Origin of the sequence: Streptomyces sp. NPDC091281 (assembly GCF_044757425.1) — a bacterium.
Classification (GTDB): domain Bacteria; phylum Actinomycetota; class Actinomycetes; order Streptomycetales; family Streptomycetaceae; genus Streptomyces.
In genome coordinates this window covers 277,922-296,061 of the sequence record NZ_JBIVUY010000009.1, presented here as the reverse complement: position 1 = coordinate 296,061, position 18,140 = coordinate 277,922, and the positions used below count along the sequence as shown (strand labels likewise).

Genomic DNA, 18,140 nt, shown 5'->3' with positions numbered 1-18,140 from the left:
TCGGTCGTCCGCCAGGTCCGCGTCCTGTCCGATGCGCTCGCCCAGACCCGCGCCGCGGTGCCCGCGTCGACGGCCCGAGACGCACACCGCCCCTGTGACCCGCTTCATAGCGGCGGCCAGGAACCAGCGTCGTCGGCCCCCCGACTCCTGGTACGGCCCTCGCAGTACGCCGACGCCACCGGGAACCCCCCGCGTGGGCGCCACCCCCCACTCCTGCGTTCCGGCCCCGTGCATGGTCGTCGGCGCCGAGGGCGTCAGGGAGTCGAGGTGGTCCGGTGATCGCGGCGAGCGGGTTGCGCTGGATTCTGAGTCTGATGTTCGCCGTCCCGGCCGGGTACGGGCTGTGGATGCTCGTCCAGCCGGGCACGGTGTGGGCGGAGCGGCTGGACCATGTGGTGCACGCGGCGATGGGGGGACTCATGCTCGCGATGGCCTGGCCCTGGGGCATGGACCTTCCGGCCGGTCCGCAGATCGTGCTGTTCGCCGCGGGGGCCGCGTGGTTCGTCGCAGCCGCGCCCCTGCGCGCGGAGGGGACGGGCCGGGGCGGCGCCGTCGTGGCCGCGCTGCCGCACACCGTGATGGCGGCGGCGATGGCGTGGATGGTGTGGGCGATGGGCGCGGGCGACGCGATGCACGGCGGTGCCGGGGCGGGCGGCGCGCACGAGATGGCGGGGCATCACATGGCGGCGGACGGCGGCCTCGCCACCATGACGCTGACCGGGACGGGGACCGTGGCCACGGCCGTCGTCCTCGCGGTCGTCCTCGGGGTGTTCGGGCTGGTCTGGCTGAGCCGCGCCCTCGACCGGGCCCGCGGCCCGCAGGAGGGCGACGGCACGGCCGGGGCCGCGACGTACGGGGCGCCGGTCGGAGTCCTGGCTCCCGCGTGTCACGCCGCGATGGCGTTGGGGATGGCCGTCATGTTCGCCGTGATGGCCTGACCGCCCCGGCTCCCCGGCGCCCACGGACCGTCAACCCCTGCCGGGGCCGGGCCGGTTCGCCGTTCTCGCGTGCCGCGCGGGGGAAGGTACCGGGCACCGCCGTCGCACGAGGGCGGAGGCACGTCAGGAAGCAGGGTGGGGTCCCGTGCACGGAGCGTCGGACGGGCGGGCGGCTCTCGCCGACGGGGCGTGGCCCTGGGGAGCAGCGGACCAGGTCCCCGCCACCGCCCACCCTCGGCGCGGCGCCCCGGCACCCGCTGACACACGGTCACGACCTCCCGGACGGGGCCGCCGAGACCGTGCCACACGCCCCGGCGGCCGTCGAACGGGCTCTTGCCCCCTGCCGCCGTAGGGGGGCCTCGCCCTCGTACGGATGTGTCCGTCAGACCGCGGCGGGCCGCGCCACCTGGTAGCCCGCCTCCTCGATCGCCGCGCGCAGCCGCGCGTCGTCCAGGCCGGTACCGGTGACGGAGACCGATCCCACCGCGACGTCGACGTCCACGCCGGTCACTCCGGGGACCTGGGAGACCTCTTCGGTGACGCTGGCGGCGCAGTGCGAGCAGGTCATGCCGGTGACGAGGTAGTGCTGACGGTTCATGGCGCGACTCCTGGGAGAGGTCGAGGCGCTGGTACGCCTCCTGGTACGGAGGCACGGGTTGTGGTGTTCAACCGGTGCTGTCCCCCAGTCAGTCGTGGGGCCCGCCCACCGGGTTCCCGGCTGTGCCGTGGCTCACCCGTCCGGGTGGGCGGGCGTGCGCGGGGCGGCCGGGTGCGCGGAAGGGCCGGGACGCGTCGTACGCGCCCCGGCCCGGCCTGCTCCGCCTCCCGGTCAACCGTCGGCTGCCGTCCGGGTCAGGCGTCGGATGCCGTGCGGGCGGCGCGCCGGGCGCGCAGCGTGCCCACCGTCATGTCGACGGCGAGGAAGGCGGCCAGCGGGATGCCGAACAGCGGTATCACCCAGCCGACCGCGGCGACCAGGACGATGCCGACGGCGAGCGGTCCGGAGGGGATGCCGCGCCAGCCGCCCCGCGCGGGCGGGGCGCCCAGGGGGGCCCGGCGGTCGGCACGGGTCGGGCGGCGCTGCCACCACATGCGGTAGCCCCAGACGATGACGCAGACCAGGCCGACGGCTATGACGGCGAGCACGAGCTGGTTGACGATCCCGAAGAGGAGTCCCATGTGGGCCTGGACGCCCCAGGTGGTCAGCTTGGACAGCAGGGGCCAGTCCGCGAAGTCCACCCGGTCGACGATGTCGCCGGTGGAGGCCTCGACGGCGACGCTGTCACGGCCGACCGGCCAGAGGTTGCGGGTCTGCGACACCGTCCAGGCGGTGGCCTGGTCGGGCGCCACGGCGATCTGTACCGGGCCGTCGACACCGGCGTCGCGGGCGGCCTTCAGGACCCCGTCGATGGCGGCAGGGTCGGCCGGGGGCGCCTCGGAGCCGGTGTCCGGGGTGCTGCCGGAGGCGTGGTCGTGCGTGAGGGCGGTGGAGACGTAGGGGGTGCTGGACCGCAGGGAGTCCAGTGCCTTGCCGAAGTTGGCTCCCGCGTAGGTGGACCAGGTCAGGCCGGTCGCGGAGAGGAACAGCAGGCCCAGCGCGATCCAGACGCCGGTCGCGGCGTGCAGGCCGCGGGTCCGCCGGACGCCCTTGCGGGCGGCGCGGTCGGGCAGCAGCAGCCGCCGGGCGGTCCGTCCGCCGCGGGCCCGGCGCCACCACAGGACCAGGCCGCCCAGGACGATGACCCACAGCCAGCTCGCGGCGAACTCCGAGTACAGGTTGCCGACCTCGCCGAGGTGCAGGTCGCGGTGGAGGACGTCCAGCCAGGTCGTGAGCGGGGTCGACGTCCACCACGTCGTCAGCTGCCCGGTGACGTCGCCGGTGTACGGGTCGACGTACACGGTGTGGGTCTTCTCGCCCAGCTCGGGCAGGGAGAAGTCGACCTGGGTGGTGCCGTCGCCGGTGCCCGGACGTACGGCGGTCAGCGTGCCGTCCGGGTGTTCCGCGCGCGCCGCGGCCACCTGTCCGGACAGCGGCAGCGCGCGGTCGCCGGTACGGGAGACGTGGAGTTCCTTGCCGTAGACGATCGAGTCCAGCTGCGGGGTGAACGTGTAGAGGAGACCGGTGACGGCCGCGACGAGCAGGAACGGCGCGACGAGGACTCCGGCGTAGAAGTGCAGGCGCGCGAGCAGCGCGCCGACGCCCCCGGTCCGTCGAGCGGGCGGGGCGGCGGCCGGCCGGTCGGCCGTCGCGGTGGCGGCGCCGGGTCTCTCGTCGGGACCGTCGTCGGCGGCCGGGGGCAGGTCGGGCTCGGTGGAGTCGACGGACGTCATGCTCACCTCGTAGGGATCGGCGCTGCGGGGTCGGCGGAACGTTCGGGACAAGGACTAGCGGCGGACATCCCGCCGCGAGGTCGAACCAGAGCCGTATTCAGCCGCTGTCCAGAACCAGTCGGATGAGCACACCGCCGAGTTCCCGGAGCGCCGGAACTTTTTTTGGCCGGTCAGCGGGCGGCCTTCGCCGTGACACCGTCCGTTCCGCCCGCCGGAGCGGGGCCGTCGGCGGCGGGGCCGTGGTCCGCGAGGGGGCGGGCGTCGTAGGTGACGCGGATGACGCCGTCCGCGTGGCGCTCGGTGCGCGCGCGGACGCCGAAGACGTCCCGCAGGACGGCGGGCGTCAGCACCTCCAGCACGGGTCCCGCGGTGACGACGGCGCCGTCGCGCAGGACCACGAGGTGGTCGCAGAGCCGGGCGGCGAGGTCGAGGTCGTGCAGGACGGCGAGGGTGGTCACGCCGGTCGCGCGGATCAGGTCGAGGAGTTCGAACCGCGCGCGGATGTCGAGGTGGTTGGTGACCTCGTCCAGCACCAGCAGGCGCGGCTGCTGCGCCAACGCGCGGGCGAGGAGCACGCGTTGGCGTTCCCCGCCGGACAGGGACGCGTAGTCCCGGCCGGCGTAGGGGCGGACGCCGCAGTGGTCGATGGCGTCCTCGACGGCCCGGTGGTCCTCGGCGCCGTCCCGGCCGAGGAGTCCGTGGTGCGGGGCCCGCCCCAAGGCGACGATCTCGGTGACGCTCAGCCCGGTGGTGTTGCCCGCGGCGTCCTGGAGGACGGCCGCGGTACGGCGGGCCGCCGCGCGCGGCGTCAGCCCCCACACGTCGTCGTCCCCCACCCTGACGACGCCCTGCGCCGGTCGCAGGGAGCGGTAGACGGTGCGCAGCAGGGTCGACTTGCCGCTGCCGTTGGGCCCGACGAGTCCGACGATGTCGCCCTCGCGGGCCTCCAGGGTCACGTCCCGCAGGATCGGGGCGCGGTCCAGGGTGATGTGGATGCGGTCGACGGTGAGTTTCATGCGGTCAGTCCAAGCCCTTGTTGCGGCGCAGCAGCCACAGGAAGAAGGGGGCGCCGAGGAGGGCGGTGAGGATGCCCAGGGGCAGTTCGTTGGGGCGGTTGAGGGTGCGGGAGAGCAGGTCGACCAGGACGAGGTAGACGGCGCCCAGCAGGGCGGTCAGCGGGAGCAGCCGACGGTGGTCGGCGCCGGTGGTCAGCCGCACCAGGTGCGGAATCATCAGGCCGACGAAGCCGATGCTGCCCGCGACCGCGATGACGGTGCCGGTGAGCAGCGCGCTGAGCACGAGCAGGACGGTCCGCAGCCGGTTGACGTCCACCCCGAGCGCGGTCGCCGACTCGTCGCCCGCGAGCAGGACGTTGAGGCGGCGGCCGAACAGCGCCAGCAGCACGGTCGTCGCCAGGACGACGACCGTCACGGTGGGGAGCTGGTCCCACTGGGCACCCGCGACGCTGCCCAGCATCCAGAACATGACCGTCCGCAGTTCGGTCGGGGTCGCCTGGAGCTGGACGAAGCTCGTCGCGGAGAGGAAGACGTAGCCCACCGCGACTCCGGCCAGGACCAGGCGGGTCGGTGCCATGCGGCCCCGGCGCTGCCCCAGCGCGAAGACGAGCGCCCCGGCGAGGACCGCGCCGACGAAGGCCGCCGCCGACACCCCGAGTCCGGCGAGGGCCACGCCGCCGCCGAGGGTGATGACGACGACCGCGCCGAGGGTGGCCCCGTAGGAGAAGCCGAGGACGATGGGGTCGGCGAGCGGGTTGGCCACCACGGTCTGGAGCACGGCGCCCGACACGGCCAGGCCCGCGCCGACCAGGGCCGCCAGGACCACCCGCGGGGTGCGGAAGTTCCAGACGATCTGGTCGAGCGCGGGGTCCGAGGGGGCCTGCCCGGCGCCGGTGACGTGGTGGAGGACGATGCTCCACACGTCGCCGACGGGGACGTTGACCGCGCCGATGCTGATCGCGACGATCATGGTGGCGGCCAGCGCGACGGGCAGCAGGGTGAAGGCGAGCGTCACCCGCAGCCGGTCGGGCCGGGCCGGTCGGGTCAGAGGCTGTCCGGGTGCAGCATCTCCGCGATCTTCCGCACGGCCAGGTCGTTGCTGGGGCCGAGGTACATCGAGTCGGACAGCGTCACGTAGGCGTTGTTCTTGGCGGCCGGCCACTGGGGGAACTCCTTGAGCAGTTTCTTGGCGTAGGCCGCCGGGTCGGGGTCGTTGTAGGCGATGACGACGAGGGCGTCGACGTCGGTGGCCGCGACCTTCTCCTTGCTGAGGTCGGCGAAGGACGTCTTGGACGCGTTCTCGAAGGCGTTGGTGCCGCCCGCCTCGGCGAGGATGTCGTTGTAGATGCCCTTGGCGACGACGGAGCTGAAGTCGTTGCCGCCCATGGACATGTTGGAGAACAGCACCATCACCTTGGGCTGCTTCTCCCCCTTCACCTTGTCCGAGACGGCCGCGATGTTCTTCTCGGAGGCGGCGATCACCTCCTCGGCCCTGTCGCCGACGCCGAAGACCTTGCCCATGTCGCGCAGCAGCCGGTAGCTGTCGTCGATGGTCATCTTCGAGGTGTCCTGGTCGCAGCCCGTCGGGGAGACGTAGGTGCGGGCGCCGACCTCCTTGAGCTGGTCGCGGGTGGCGAAGCCGTTCTTCTCGTCGAAGCCGTACGAGGTGGTGGACAGCACCAGGTCCGGGCGCAGGCCGATCATGGCCTCGCGCGGTACGTCGTAGGCGTCGTTGAGCTTGACGTCGCCCGTGGGCAGCTTCTTGATGGCGTCGGCGCGTCCGGGGACCTCGGACATGCCGTACGTCTGCTGGTTGGCGACGATCTTGTCGCCGAGGCCGAGGGCGAGCAGGGTGGACACCTCGGCCACGGAGGCGCCGTTCATGACGACGACCCGGCCGGGCGCCTTGTCGAAGGTCTGCTTCTGGCCGCAGTTGTCGAGGGTGACCGGGTAGCCGGACTTCGGCGCGGCGGCCTCGGTCTGCCGGTCGCCCGCCTTGTCGTCGGTCGACGAGCCGCATGCCGCGGTGAGCAGACAGAGGGCGGCGGCCAGGGCTGCGGCGGCCGGCCGGTGGATCGACATGCGGGCTCCTTGCGTGCGGGTGACGTGCGGGGGGGTGACGGTTCTGTTGCAGTAGTCGGGGTGAAGGGGCGCCGGGTTCCCGGCCGTCGGGACCTATTCGGCGGGCGCGGGCAGCACCCCGGTGCGGACGCAGTGGTCCAGGGAGCGGAAGAACAGGTCCCGGTCGAGGGGCGGGCAGGTGATGCCGCCGCGCTCCAGGCCCGCCCGGACCCGGTCGGAGCGGACGTGGCCGAGGCGCAGGTCGGTGCGGGCGGGGTCCTGGTCGGCCGCGTCGAAGAAGGCGAGCGTGGTGGCCGCGGCGTCGGCCGAGCGGGGCAGCCGCTCGCGCCACCGGGCGAGCGGCAGCGTCCGTACCGGATAGCCGTACTCCCGCACCCAGGCGTAGACGTCCGCGAGCCGCACCCTGGGGAGGGTGGCGTGGTTGAAGACCGGGCCCGCGGCCGGGGCGTCCTCGGTGAGGCACAGGTGGACGAGGGAGCGCGCGACGAAGTCCACGGGGGTCCAGACCTCGTCCTCGAACAGCTCGGGGACGATGCCCTCGGGGACTCCGGCGCGCAGCACGCCCCAGAGGAAGTCCCGTTCGTTGACGCGTCCGGTGTCGACGGGTCCGACCACGCGGCCCAGGCGGTGGACGGAGACGGGCAGACCGCGCTCCGCCGCCTGTTCCAGGAGCCGTTCGGAGGCCCACTTGGACTGCTGGTAGCCGTACCGCAGGCCCTCGTGGGGCGGCAGGAACGCCTCCGGCACCTCGGGGGCGAGGGCGGCCGGAGGGGCCACGGAGAGGGTGGACACGTGGTGCAGGGGTGTCGTGGTGACGGCGGCCAGGCGCAGGAGCTGCCGGGTCGCCTCGGTGTTGGCGGCGCGCAGCGTGGTGTAGTCGCGCATGATGCTGACGGTCGCCGCGTTGTGGAACACGGCGTCGCAGTGCGCGGCGAGGTCGGCGAGGGTGTCGTCGGAGAGTCCCAGGCCGGGACGGGACAGGTCGGCCGGGAGGGCCGTGATCCGGTGGGCGGCGCCGTCGGCGGTGACGGCGCCGTGCCGTACGAGGGCTTCCTGGACGCGGGCGGTGGCGGCGCCCGTGTCGGCGGCCCGGACCGGGCAGACGATCTCGGCGTCGGTGGCGGCGAGGAGACGGGCGAGCAGATGGGTGCCGACGAAGCCGGTGGCGCCCGTGAGCAGGATGCGCCGGGGTGCCCGGCGCGGGCCCCTGCTTCTGCCGGGGCGGATGCCGGGGCGGATGTCGGGGTCGAGGCGGGCGTCGGTGAGGAGGGTCGGGGGCAGCGCGCTCGGCGGGGTCACCGGGTCCGGCGCCGTCGTCGCGCCGGGCGCGTCCGTGGTGCTCGTGCTCGCTTCGTCCGTCGGGTTTCCCGCTTCCGGCTGTGTGAGGAAGCGGGCGAGGGCGGCCGCGGTGGGGTGCTGGAAGAGCCAGGCCACCTTCACCTCGCGGCCGAGGGCGACGCCCAGCCGGTTGGCGACCTGGATGGCCTGGAGGGACTGGGCACCGAGGTCGAACACGTCGTCGTCGGCCGTGACGCCGTCGTTGCCGAGAGCCCGGCCCCAGACGCCGGTGATGGCCGCCTCCAGCGGGCCGCCGTCCGCCGCGGCGGACGTCTCGGGCGGCGCGGCCAGCGCGGCGCGGTCGATCTTGCCGGAGCCGGTGCGGGGCAGCCGGTCGACGAAGTCGATCGCGGAGGGCACCATCGCCGCGGGCAGCGCCGCGCGCAGGGCGTGCCGGACCTGCGCGGCGGACGGCGCCCCGGGCTCCGCCACGAGGTGGGCCGCCAGGCGCCGGGTGCCGTCCGCGAGGATCTGTCCCGTGACGGCCGCCTCCCTGATCCCGGCCAGCGCCAGCAGGGCGCTCTCCACCTCGGCGGGCTGGACCCGGTGTCCGCTGATCTTGAACTCGGCGTCGGCCCGGCCGAGGAAGCGCAGGAGGCCGTCGTCGCCGACGCGGACGAGGTCGCCGGTGCGGTAGGCGCGGGGAGCGCCCGGCAGTGCGGTGAGCGGCGCGAAGCGGGCGCTGTCGGGGACCTCGGGCCGGTAGCCGTCGGCGAGGGCGGGCCCGAGCAGGTACAGCTCGCCGTCCACGACGGCGGCGCGGGTGCCGGGCAGCGGCAGCCCGATGGGGACGTCGCCGGGGGCGAGGCCGGGCGCGTGCAGGTCGGCGACGGTGGCCACCACGGTGGCCTCGGTCGGGCCGTAGGTGTTCAGCAGGGCGACCGAGGTGCCGACGGCCTTGCGCCAGCGTCCGACCCGTTCGGGCAGGGCGGCCTCGCCGCCGATGACGACGGTGCGGACCGCCTCGGGGAGGGCGGCGGCGCCGGTCGACAGCGCGTAGGCGACCTCGTGCCAGTAGGCGGTGGGCAGGTCGAGGACGCTGATGCGCAGCCGTGCGCACGCGTCGAGGAAGCCGGGCACCGACTCGGTCATGTCGTCGGGACGGATCACCAGGGTGGCTCCGGCGCACAGCGTCAGGAAGATCTCCTCCACGCTGGCGTCGAAGTGCGCCGGGGCGAACTGGAGGACGCGGTCCTCGCGGCGCAGCGCGTAGCGGGGGGTGGCGGCGGCGACGAAGTGGGCCAGCGCGGCGTGCCCGACGGCCACCCCCTTGGGGCGCCCGGTCGAGCCGGAGGTGTGCAGGACGTACGCGAGGTCCGCGGGAGCGGGGGGTGGGACGGAGACCGGGCCGGACTCCCGCCCGGCCGCGGCGGCGGTCGGGCCGGAGGTGAGGGGACCGGAGGCGAAGGCGCCTGAGGCGAGGGCGCCTGAGGTGGGGGGACCGGAGGTGAAGGGGCCGGGGTCGGTCGGGGGCGCGGCGGTCGGCGGGAGGACGAGGTGGCCGGGGAAGCGGTGCGCGTGGTCGTCGGTGGTCAGGACGGCGGCGGGCTCCGTCCCGGCCAGGAGGCTAGCGGTGCGGTCGGCGGGGGCCGAGGGGTCCAGGGGGCAGTAGGCGGCGCCGGACATCAGGACGCCGAGGACGGCGGTGACGGCGTCGGCGCCCCGCGGCAGGGCCACCGCGACGACGTCGCCGCGGCCGACGCCCCGGGCGGCCAGGGCGCGGGCGACGTCGCGGGCCGCGCCGAAGAGCTGGGCGTACGTGAGGCGCGTGCCGGCGTGCTCGACGGCGACGGCCCCGCCGCGGCGGGCGGCGTGGTCGGCGACGAGGCTCAGGACGGGCCGCGCCGGGGACGGCAGCGGGCCGCCGTCGAGGACGGTCGCGGCGTCCTGGTCGCGCGGACCGGCCAGCGGCCGGTCCGGGTCGGCGAGCGCCCGGTCCAGCAGGGCGAGCAGCTCCGCGTGGAACGTCGCCGTCCACTCCCGTGTGTACAGCTCGGGGTGGGTGTCGACGACGACGCGCGGGCCGGTGCCGTCACCGCGGTCGTAGACGTTGACGGCGAGGTCGTCCACGGGTCCGGCGGACACGTTGTGCACGGTGCTGGGGTGACCGCCGAAGGTCAGGTCGTAGGGGAACGGCATGATGTTGACGCCGGGGCCGGACAGCCGGCGCGCACCGCCCACCAGGCGGAGGTCGCGGCGCAGTTGCTCGTAGCGGTAGCGCTGGTGGGGCAGCCCGGCGCGCAGTTCGCGGGAGATCCGGGGGGCGAGGTCGCGGAGGCTGTCGGCCGGGGCGACGGGCACCCGCAGCGGCAGGATGTTGCGCACCATCGCGGGCACGCGCAGGGACACCGAGCCGAGGCGGCCCGTCGCGGGGAGGCTCAGCACGATCTCCGGGGCGCGGGTGAGGCGGTGCAGGTGTGCGGCGGTCACCGCGAGGAGGACCTCCGACCAGGTGACGGAGAGGCCGCGGGCGACGGTCCGCAGGGCGTCGGCGGTGCCGGGGGCGAGGTCACCGGTGTGCCGGTGGAACGTGCGGGCGGGCAGCGCGGTGCGGTCGGCGGGGGTGGCGACGGGCGGCCGGTCGGCGTAGCGCGCGGTCCAGTGGTCGCGGTCCAGGGTGTGGCGGGCGGAGGCGCGGTACGCGTCCTCCTCGGCGCGGACGGAGTCCAGGGTCCCGAAGCCGCTGTCCGGTACGGGGTCCCCGGCCGCCAGCGCCGTGTAGACCTGGGCGACACGCCGTGCGACGAGGGAGAGTCCGAAGCCGTCGAGGGCGATGTGGTGGACGCGGTGGTACCACAGGTGCTCGCGGGGTCCGGTCCGCAGGAGGGCGTGGCCGAAGACCGGTCCGCGGGTGAGGTCCACCGGGCGGGCCAGGTCCTGTTCCATCCAGGCCAGGGCGCTCGCGTGCGGGTCGGGTTCGCCGGTCAGGTCGGCGTGGTGGGTGTGCCAGCGGCCCGCCGGGGTGGGGACCTGGTGGGGGCGGCCGGTGGCGTCGGTGACGAAGGTGACGTTCAGCGCCTCGGTCTCGGCGACGACGTGGTGCAGCGCGCGGTCGAAGGCGTCCGGGTCGACGGGGCCGTCGATGCGGACGTACTCGGCGGTGTTGTAGGCCGGGCTGCCGGTGTCGAGCTGCTGGCCGGCCCAGATGCCCTCCTGGGCGGCGAGCAGCGGCCGGGGCTCCGCGGCGGGCGCGGTGCGGGGCTCAGGCGTCGGCACGGTCCGCTCCCGGCGTGCGCTCGGTGAGGAGCTGCCACCACTGGGCGAAGGTGGTGCGCTCGGCGAGTTCGACGAAGGTGACCTGCGCGCCCGCCTCCTGCCAGCGCTCCAGCAGGGTGACGATGCGCAGCGAGTCCAGTCCCGCGTCGAGCGGGCTGGCCGCCAGGTCGACCTCGTCCGGCTGGAGGAACAGGCACTCCGCCAGGTCCGCGCGGAAACGGTCCAGGGTGAGGGGTCGGGGCATGGGGGCTCTCTCTCGGTGACTCGTGCGGCGGGGTGGCGCGGGCGCGGGTCCGCGCCCGCCGGGGAACGGCGGGCGCGGGCCGGTCAGTTGACCTTGCGCGCCGCGTCGTTCCAGAAGCGGTCGCGCAGTGCGCGGCGGAGGATCTTGCCGCTCGGGTTGCGCGGGACGTGGTCGGTGAACTCGTATCCGGCGGGCAGCTTGAACGCGGCGAGCCGTGGGACGAGGAAGGTGTGCAGGTCCCGGGCGGTGGGCCGGGTTCCGGCGGCGGGCACGACGAAGGCGTGGACCTTCTCGCCCCAGCGCTCGTCGGGGACGCCGACGACGACGGCCTCCCCCACCGCGGGATGGTGCTCCAGCACGTTCTCGATCTCGGCGGGGTAGACGTTCTCCCCTGCGACGAGGATGGCGTCCTTGATGCGGTCCCGGATGAAGACGTAGCCGTCCTCGTCGACGTATCCGGCGTCGCCGGTGTGGATCCAGCCGTCGACCAGGGTCTCCGCGGTCCTGTCGGGCAGGCCCCAGTACCCGACCATGCGGGCCGGGGTGTGCAGGCAGACCTCGCCGATCGCGCCGGGGGGCAGTTCCCGGCCCTGGCCGTCGATGACCTTGGCCCGCACCCCCGGGTAGGGGTGTCCGGCGGCCTGCATGAGCGTCCCGCCCGGGACATGGGCGGCCGGGGGCAGGCAGACGGCGGTGTTGCCGGTCTCGGTGAGTCCGTAGATCTGGGCGAACTCGCAGTCCAGGACGGCGAGGCTCTCCTCCAGCAGTGCCTCGGAGATCGGGGAGCCGCCGTAGACCGTCTTGCGCAGGGTGGTGAAGTCCTCGGCGCTCACGCCCGGTTCGGTGAGCATCATGCGGAGCATGGCGGGGACCACGCAGGCGGTGGTGACGCCGAGGTCGCGGATGAGGTCGACGGCCTGCCGGGCGGCGAAGGCGCGCATCGCCACCACGGTCGTCCCGGCGTTGAAGTTCTGCGTGGCCCACCAGAGTCCGCCGACGTGGAAGCCGGGGATGCCGACGAGGGCGATGTCCCCGGCCCGCCAGTCGATCCAGTCCAGTCCGCCGTCCGCCAGGGCGTCGCGGATCGCGAAGAAGCTGCGGTGGGCGAGGACGACGCCCTTGGGCAGTCCGGTGGTGCCGCTGGTGTAGAGCTGGGCGACGGGGGTGTCCGGTCCGGGCTCGAACCCGGGGTCCGTGTCGGGGTGTCCGGCGCGCCAGGCGGCGATCGCGTCCACGGGGACGACGGTCCGCGGCGGTGCGGTGGGCAGGGCGGCGACGATCGGGGCGAACTCGTCCTCCAGGAACAGCAGGCGGGTGCCGGAGTCCCCGAGGATGTGGCTCACCTCGGGCGCGGTGAGCCGCCAGTTGACGGGCACGAGGACGGCGCCCGTCTTGGCGCAGGCGAAGAGGGCCTCGTAGTAGTGCTCGGACTCCTTGCCGAGGTAGGCGACCCGGTCGCCCTCGGTGACGCCCGCGGCGCGCAGGGCGTGGGCCGTGCGGTTGGCCGCGGTGTCCAGGTCCGCGTAGGTGAGGGTGCGGCCCTCGCAGAGCACCGCGGCGGTCCCGCCCCGGTGGCGGGCGTGGAAGCGGCTGGTGTCGACGAGATTCGTCAGCTCGGGGTGGTGGAGCGCGGCGCCGGGGCGTGGGGGTGGCGCCGGGGTCGGCGTGGTCGCCATCTGGGGTCTCCCGTCGGTGGATCGGTCAGGGCAGGTTGACGAAGGCGAGAGTCACTTCGCCGTCGCACCGGCCGCCCTCGGCGTCCTGGTAGCGGAACGCGGTCTGCGCGTGCAGGAAGGGGGCGCCGCCGCCGGGGGTGCGCCGGGTCACCGAGCGGAACTCCATCTCCCCGGTGAAGGAGCGGGGGTCGACGGGCCGCCGGAAGTTGGACGAGAAGCGGGCGATGAGGATGTCGGGCAGCTGGTGGCGCCAGAAGTCGTCCAGCGTCCAGTCCTCGAACCCGGTGAGGAGGCCGTCCCGGACGGACCGGGCGACCAGGTAGTACATCATCTGGTTGTAGGCGATGTTGACCTCGACCGAGTTCAGATGGCCGGTGTCGTCGATGTAGCAGGACTCCGGGATCGCGAACGCGCACGCCGCGGAGGGGAGTCCGTCCGCGGCCGTGACCTCGGCCGACGTCAGGTACTTGCAGTGCGGTTTGTAGGGCGTCAGGACCCGGGCCAGGAGGTCCGCGTCGGTGGGGTGGGACCGGGGGGCGGGTGCGGCGGGGCGGTCGGCGGCGCGGGCGGTCACGCGGCGGGCATCCCGTCGTACAGCCTGCGCTCGTCGTGCACGGTGACGCGGTGGGAGACCGTGGGCTCGGGGGTGGTGGTGTGGCGGGCGCGGTGGATGAGGCTGCGGTTGTCCCAGACCAGCAGGTCGCCCTTCTCGAAGCTCTGGAGGTGGATGCCCTCGTGCTCGAAGGTGTCGTCGAGCTGGCCGGTGGCCTCGAAGAGGCGCTTGAGGAGTTCCTCGTCGAGGGGTTCGCCGTGCTCGTCCTCGATGCCGACGGTGAAGCCCTCGCTGAGGTAGAGGACGGTCTCGCCGGTCATCGGGTGGGTGAAGGTGGTGGGCTGGAGGACCGGCGGGGTCTTGGTCTCCACCTCCTCGATGATCTCGGAGATCGGGCGGTAGACGTCGTGCGGGCGGATCTTGAAGTACTTGCGCACCGAGTGCCGGCAGCGCGTCCCGGCGATCTCCTTCTTCAGGTCCTCGGACAGCCGCTCGTACGCCCGGCCCATGTCGATGAAGTAGGTGCCGCGGTTCTTCTCGGGCACGACCTGGGGGTGGATGAGGGTGATGCCGAAGGGGTCGGGCATGAACTGGTAGTCCGCGTGCCAGAACTTGCCGGTCTTCGGGACGCCGATCTGCCGGCCGCCCTCGGGGACGTTGGAGGAGACGAATATCTCCGGCACGTCGGGGTGCTTGTACATCGGCTCGTAGTACGTCTCGGGGCGGCCCAGGCGGGTGCCGAGGGCGAGGAACTGCTCGGGCGTCAGGTCCTGGCCCTTCAGGACGGCGATCTTCTTCGTGTAGACGGCCGACTTGAGGGCGTCGATGTCGGTGTCGGACGCGGTGGTGTGGTCGAAGTCCTCGACGGTGACGCCGAAGGCGGCGCCGGGCTGGTCGGTGATCCTCATGGCTGCGGATGTCCTCTCGGGGGTGGGTCGGATCGTGGGTGGGTCAGACCGTGGTGGTGCGGCGGGAGTCGACGAGGTCGGCGATCTGTCCGAGGGTGAGGTCGGGCTCCAGTTCCTCGTCACCGACGGTGACGCCGAGGTCGCGTTCGATGCGGATGCTGATCTCGACCGTGGTGAGGGAGTCGATGTCCAGGGAGCCGAGGGTGGCCTCGGGGCGGGTGAGGTCGGCGGGCAGGTCGTGGAGTGCCGCGATGATCCGCACGAGCCGGTCGTAGGTGGAGGTCATGGTGTGATCCGTTCGGGTCGCGGGGTGTCGGCGGGCGACGGCCAGGTCAGGACGCAGGAGCCCCAGGTGAGGCCGCCGCCGAAGGCGGTGAGCAGCAGCCGGTCGCCGGGGGCGACGCGCCGCCGGGCCACGGCGTCGGCCAGGGCCAGCGGGATGGACGCCGCCCCGGTGTTGCCGACGGTCTCGAGGTGGGCCGCGCAGCGTTCCCGGGGCAGGCCCAGGTCGTCGGCCACGGAGTGCAGGATGCGCAGGTTGGCCTGGTGCGGGACGAAGTGGTCGACGTCGCCGGGCTGCCACCCGGCCGCCGACAGCACGGTGCGGGCCGAGGCGGCCATCCGGGTCACGGCGTGCCGGTAGACCTCCCGGCCGCGCATGGCGAAGTGCCGTTCGGCGTGGGTGGGTTCGGCGGTGGTGGAGCGCTGCCGGGAGCCGCCCGCGGCGACGGTGATGAGGTCCTCGTGGGTGCCGTCGCTGCCGAGGTCGAAGGGGCCGACGGCGCCCGGCTCGTCCGGGTCGCCCGCGCGCAGCACGACCGCGCCCGCTCCGTCGCCGAAGATGATCGCGTTGGTGCGGTCCAGCGGGTCGACGATCGTCGAGTAGGTGTCGGCGCCGACGAGGAGGACCCGGCGGGCGGCCCCGGCGGCGATCAGTCCGGCGGCGGTGGCGAGGCCGTAGACGAATCCGGTGCAGACCGCTCCCACGTCGAAGGCCGCGGCGCCGGTCAGACCGAGCCGGGCGGCGACCACGGGCGCGGTCGCCGGGCAGGGCCGGTCGGGGGTGGTCGTGGTGACGACGACGGTGTCGGGGTTCGGGCCGCCGGCCGAGTCCAGGGCGCGTCGGCCCGCCTCGACGGCGAGGTCGGAGGTGGCCTGGCCGGGTTCGGCGACGTGGCGGCGGCGGATGCCGGTGCGGGTGCGTATCCAGGCGTCGTCGGTGTCGAGCCGCGTGGCGAGTTCGCCGTTGGTGACGACGCGGGGCGGCACCCATCCGGCCAGTCCGCACAGGACGGCCGCCGGTGCGGGCGGTCCGGAGGTGGAGCGGGGCACGGCTGATCTCCTCGTGGGGTGAGAAGGGAGCGAGGGGGGACGGGAGCGGGCCGGGGGGGTGAGGCAGCGGGCCGGGTGGTTGGTGAGGGAGCGGTCTAGGCGGTGACGGTGGTGGGTCTGCGCAGGGCCAGGGCGAGCGGGACACCGCAGCCGAGCGCCACGGCGACGGTGAGGACGGCGGCGCGCAGTCCGGTCAGCACGGCGCCGTCGGACGGGCCCTGGGCGACGCCGCCGGAGACGGCGACCAGCAGGGCGAGGCCGACCGCGCCCCCGACCTGGAGCGTGGTCGAGGCCAGACCCGACGCGATCCCCTGGTCGTGTGCGTCGACGCCGGAGGCGGCGACGATCCACATGCCGGTCCAGGCGGCGCCCTGGCCGATGCCGAGCAGCACGATGCCGGGCAGCAGCAGGGGGTAGGAGCCGTCCGCCGTGAGCGCGAGCCCGAGGGCGGCGGCACCGGCCGAGCCGAGCGCCATGCCGCCGGCCAGCATGCGCCGTACGCCGACGCGGGCGACGGCCCGTTCGCCCGCCTGGGTGCCGAGGGCGGTCACGAGCGCGGGGACCAGGAAGGCCAGGCCGGTCACGAGGGCGCTGTACTCGCGCACGGTGCGGAAGTAGAGGGTCATGAAGTACGGCAGGGCGCTGAACGTGGCGCCGTAGAGGGCGGTGACTCCGGTGGCGGCGAGCAGCGGCCGGTGGGCGAGGAGCCGGGACGGCAGCAGGGGGTCGCGGGAGCGGGTCTCCACGAGGGCGAAGACGGTCAGCAGGGCCGCCGCGGCCACCGCGCTCAGCACCGCGGACGGGCTGGTCCAGCCCGCCTCGGGGGCGTGGACGAGCAGGAACACCAGGAGGGTGATCCCGCCCGTGCCGGTGAGGGCGCCCGCGACGTCGAACCCGCGTGCGGACGTCCGTGGAGCGTCCGCCGGGAAGAGCCGCAGGGCCGCCCAGGCGAGCGCCGCCGCGAGGGGCACGTTGACGAAGAACACCGACGGCCAGCCGAACGTCTCGACGAGCACCCCGCCCAGCAGCGAGCCGAAGCAGAGTCCGCCTGCTCCCGCCGCGCCCCAGACCGCCAGGGCGCGGTTGCGGGCCGGGCCCTCCGCGTAGAGCGTGTTGATCAGGGCGAGGGTGGCCGGGAAGAGCAGCGCGCCGCCGAGGCCCTGCACCGCGCGGGCCGCGACCAGGACGCCCGCCGACGGGGAGACTCCGCCGACCAGTGAGGAACCCGCGTACAGCAGGGCGGCGACGACGAACGCCCGGCGTCTGCCCAGCAGATCGGCGGTCCGGCCGCCCAGCAGGAGGAAGCCGCCCGTGGTGACGACGTAGGCGCTGACCACCCACTGGAGGTCGTGCGGGGCGAAGCCGAGGTCGTCGCCCATGTCGGGCAGGGCCACGTAGACGATGTTGTAGTCGAGTGCGATGACCAGCTGGGCCAGCGCCAGGACGAGGAGGGTGAGCCGTGCCCGCACCGGTCGCTTTCCTCCCCTCGCCCCGCCGGAATACAACGGTGAATTCATGTCCGGAAATCGATTCGATCGATCATTTTCAGTCACCATAACATCGCCCGGAGGGCTTGAAAACGGCCTGCCGGAAACACGTTCACTTTTATTTCCCATTCCTTTTCAGGGCAGCACTGAAATCCGGCAGCACCGGACTGCCGGATGGTTTATCGATGCACTGTTCAGCTGGTCAGGCGTCTCCCATGAGACGCCTGACCTCGGTGATGAGTACGGTCAGCGCCCGCCGCTCGGGAAGAGTGGTCTCCGGATGCCAGAGATCCACGAGCAGGCAGGTCCGGGGCCGCTCCCCGGAATTGCGCGCCTCATGCTCGAAGGAGTAGTCGAAGAGCAGGCACTTTCCCTCCTCCCAGGAGCGGGTCTCACCCGCCACCGTGATACTGCACCCGTCCGGAATGTCCACGGCGAGATGGAGATTGATACTGAAGTTCCACAGGTCGCAATGGGGTGCGATGACGGCACCCGGAAGCAGGGTCGAGAAATGGCATTCCAGGAGCGGACATATCGCGTCCGTCTCCACGGCGAACTCCCGGAGAACTCCGTGGGCGGTGGGCATCGTGTCCGCCGATTCCGCGACGAGGCCCCCGTCGCGGTAGAGGTGGAGCGCCTGCCAGTCCTCCTGGCGGGTCAGGTAGTGCTCGTAGTCCGAGAACACCTCGCGGCGCCCCGCCCAGGCGTCGGCCAGTTCCTTCTTGATCGCGGGGTGCGCGTCCTCGAACGCGGCCACGACGGGCGCGATCTCCGGATGGCCGTAGGGGTCGTGCCACGGCGTGGGTGACAGGCCCGGAAGAATCCACTTCGCCCCCTTCTGGAGAGGGTGGCGCAGCGCTCCGCCGCCCGGCTCCAGCATCCGCTCCACGCGCGCCAGGGACGCCGGGCCGTACTCGTCCCTGATCGCCGCGAAGGCGGTCTCCATCTCGGGTGTCACGCGGGCCCCTCCTGGTGCTGCGACCTGGTCGGCTGCCGGGCCGACGTCGTTGTAGTAGTCG

15 protein-coding genes are annotated in these 18,140 nt (G+C 73.8%); 1 reads left to right on the top strand and 14 read right to left on the bottom strand.

All coding sequences use genetic code 11. The annotated features are described in order from the left end of the window. Positions 1-275: 275 nt before the first annotated feature. Positions 276-938: a DUF5134 domain-containing protein gene (locus ACIQPQ_RS24340; RefSeq protein ID WP_401307055.1), complete on the top strand. Its 663-nt coding sequence runs from the start codon at positions 276-278 to the stop codon at positions 936-938. A gap of 382 nt (positions 939-1,320) precedes the next feature. Here the strand turns inward: ACIQPQ_RS24340 and ACIQPQ_RS24335 are convergent, their stop codons facing one another. The 14 genes from ACIQPQ_RS24335 to ACIQPQ_RS24270 form a co-directional block, all read right to left on the bottom strand. Further along, positions 1,321-1,536, bottom strand: coding sequence for a heavy-metal-associated domain-containing protein (locus ACIQPQ_RS24335; RefSeq protein ID WP_401307053.1), 216 nt, complete (start codon positions 1,534-1,536; stop codon positions 1,321-1,323). 254 nt (positions 1,537-1,790) lie between these two features. Next, the gene (locus ACIQPQ_RS24330; RefSeq protein WP_401307051.1) at positions 1,791-3,269 is read right to left on the bottom strand and encodes a PepSY-associated TM helix domain-containing protein; all 1,479 of its coding nucleotides are present in this window, start codon (positions 3,267-3,269) and stop codon (positions 1,791-1,793) included. A gap of 170 nt (positions 3,270-3,439) precedes the next feature. Continuing rightward, complete coding sequence (locus tag ACIQPQ_RS24325; protein WP_401307048.1) at positions 3,440-4,285, bottom strand: ABC transporter ATP-binding protein; 846 nt, start codon at positions 4,283-4,285, stop codon at positions 3,440-3,442. A gap of 4 nt (positions 4,286-4,289) precedes the next feature. Next, positions 4,290-5,255 carry a FecCD family ABC transporter permease gene (locus ACIQPQ_RS24320; RefSeq protein ID WP_401307180.1) on the bottom strand — a complete coding sequence of 322 codons (966 nt, stop codon included), beginning with the start codon at positions 5,253-5,255 and terminating at the stop codon, positions 4,290-4,292. 74 nt (positions 5,256-5,329) lie between these two features. Further along, the gene (locus ACIQPQ_RS24315; RefSeq protein WP_401307045.1) at positions 5,330-6,367 is read right to left on the bottom strand and encodes an ABC transporter substrate-binding protein; all 1,038 of its coding nucleotides are present in this window, start codon (positions 6,365-6,367) and stop codon (positions 5,330-5,332) included. A 93-nt stretch (positions 6,368-6,460) separates the two neighbouring features. Next, positions 6,461-10,921, bottom strand: a complete 4,461-nt coding sequence (locus ACIQPQ_RS24310) for an amino acid adenylation domain-containing protein (protein ID WP_401307043.1) — start codon at positions 10,919-10,921, stop codon at positions 6,461-6,463. Next, entirely contained in the window at positions 10,908-11,165 is a 258-nt protein-coding gene (locus ACIQPQ_RS24305; protein WP_401307040.1) for a phosphopantetheine-binding protein, read from the bottom strand. Before ACIQPQ_RS24305 ends, ACIQPQ_RS24310 begins: the two co-directional genes overlap by 14 nt. A gap of 83 nt (positions 11,166-11,248) precedes the next feature. Then, complete coding sequence (locus ACIQPQ_RS24300) at positions 11,249-12,841, bottom strand: long-chain-fatty-acid--CoA ligase (RefSeq protein ID WP_401307037.1); 1,593 nt, start codon at positions 12,839-12,841, stop codon at positions 11,249-11,251. Positions 12,842-12,866: 25 nt separating this feature from the next. Further along, on the bottom strand, positions 12,867-13,415 hold the full coding sequence (locus tag ACIQPQ_RS24295; RefSeq protein ID WP_401307034.1) for an FcoT family thioesterase: 549 nt from the start codon (positions 13,413-13,415) through the stop codon (positions 12,867-12,869). Next, entirely contained in the window at positions 13,412-14,302 is an 891-nt protein-coding gene (locus tag ACIQPQ_RS24290; RefSeq protein ID WP_401307032.1) for a TauD/TfdA dioxygenase family protein, read from the bottom strand. Before ACIQPQ_RS24290 ends, ACIQPQ_RS24295 begins: the two co-directional genes overlap by 4 nt. Positions 14,303-14,345: 43 nt before the next feature. Then, positions 14,346-14,588, bottom strand: coding sequence for an acyl carrier protein (locus ACIQPQ_RS24285; protein WP_401307029.1), 243 nt, complete (start codon positions 14,586-14,588; stop codon positions 14,346-14,348). After that, positions 14,585-15,634 (bottom strand): beta-ketoacyl-ACP synthase III, encoded by a 1,050-nt coding sequence (locus ACIQPQ_RS24280; protein WP_401307026.1) that lies wholly within the window; start codon positions 15,632-15,634, stop codon positions 14,585-14,587. The genes ACIQPQ_RS24285 and ACIQPQ_RS24280 overlap by 4 nt, the downstream gene beginning before the upstream one ends. A gap of 95 nt (positions 15,635-15,729) precedes the next feature. Beyond that, a complete protein-coding gene (locus tag ACIQPQ_RS24275) occupies positions 15,730-17,103 on the bottom strand; it encodes an MFS transporter (protein WP_401307023.1) in 1,374 nt (457 codons plus the stop codon). Between the two features lie 220 nt (positions 17,104-17,323). After that, a complete protein-coding gene (locus ACIQPQ_RS24270; RefSeq protein ID WP_401307021.1) occupies positions 17,324-18,079 on the bottom strand; it encodes an aspartyl/asparaginyl beta-hydroxylase domain-containing protein in 756 nt (251 codons plus the stop codon). Positions 18,080-18,140 lie beyond the last annotated feature (61 nt).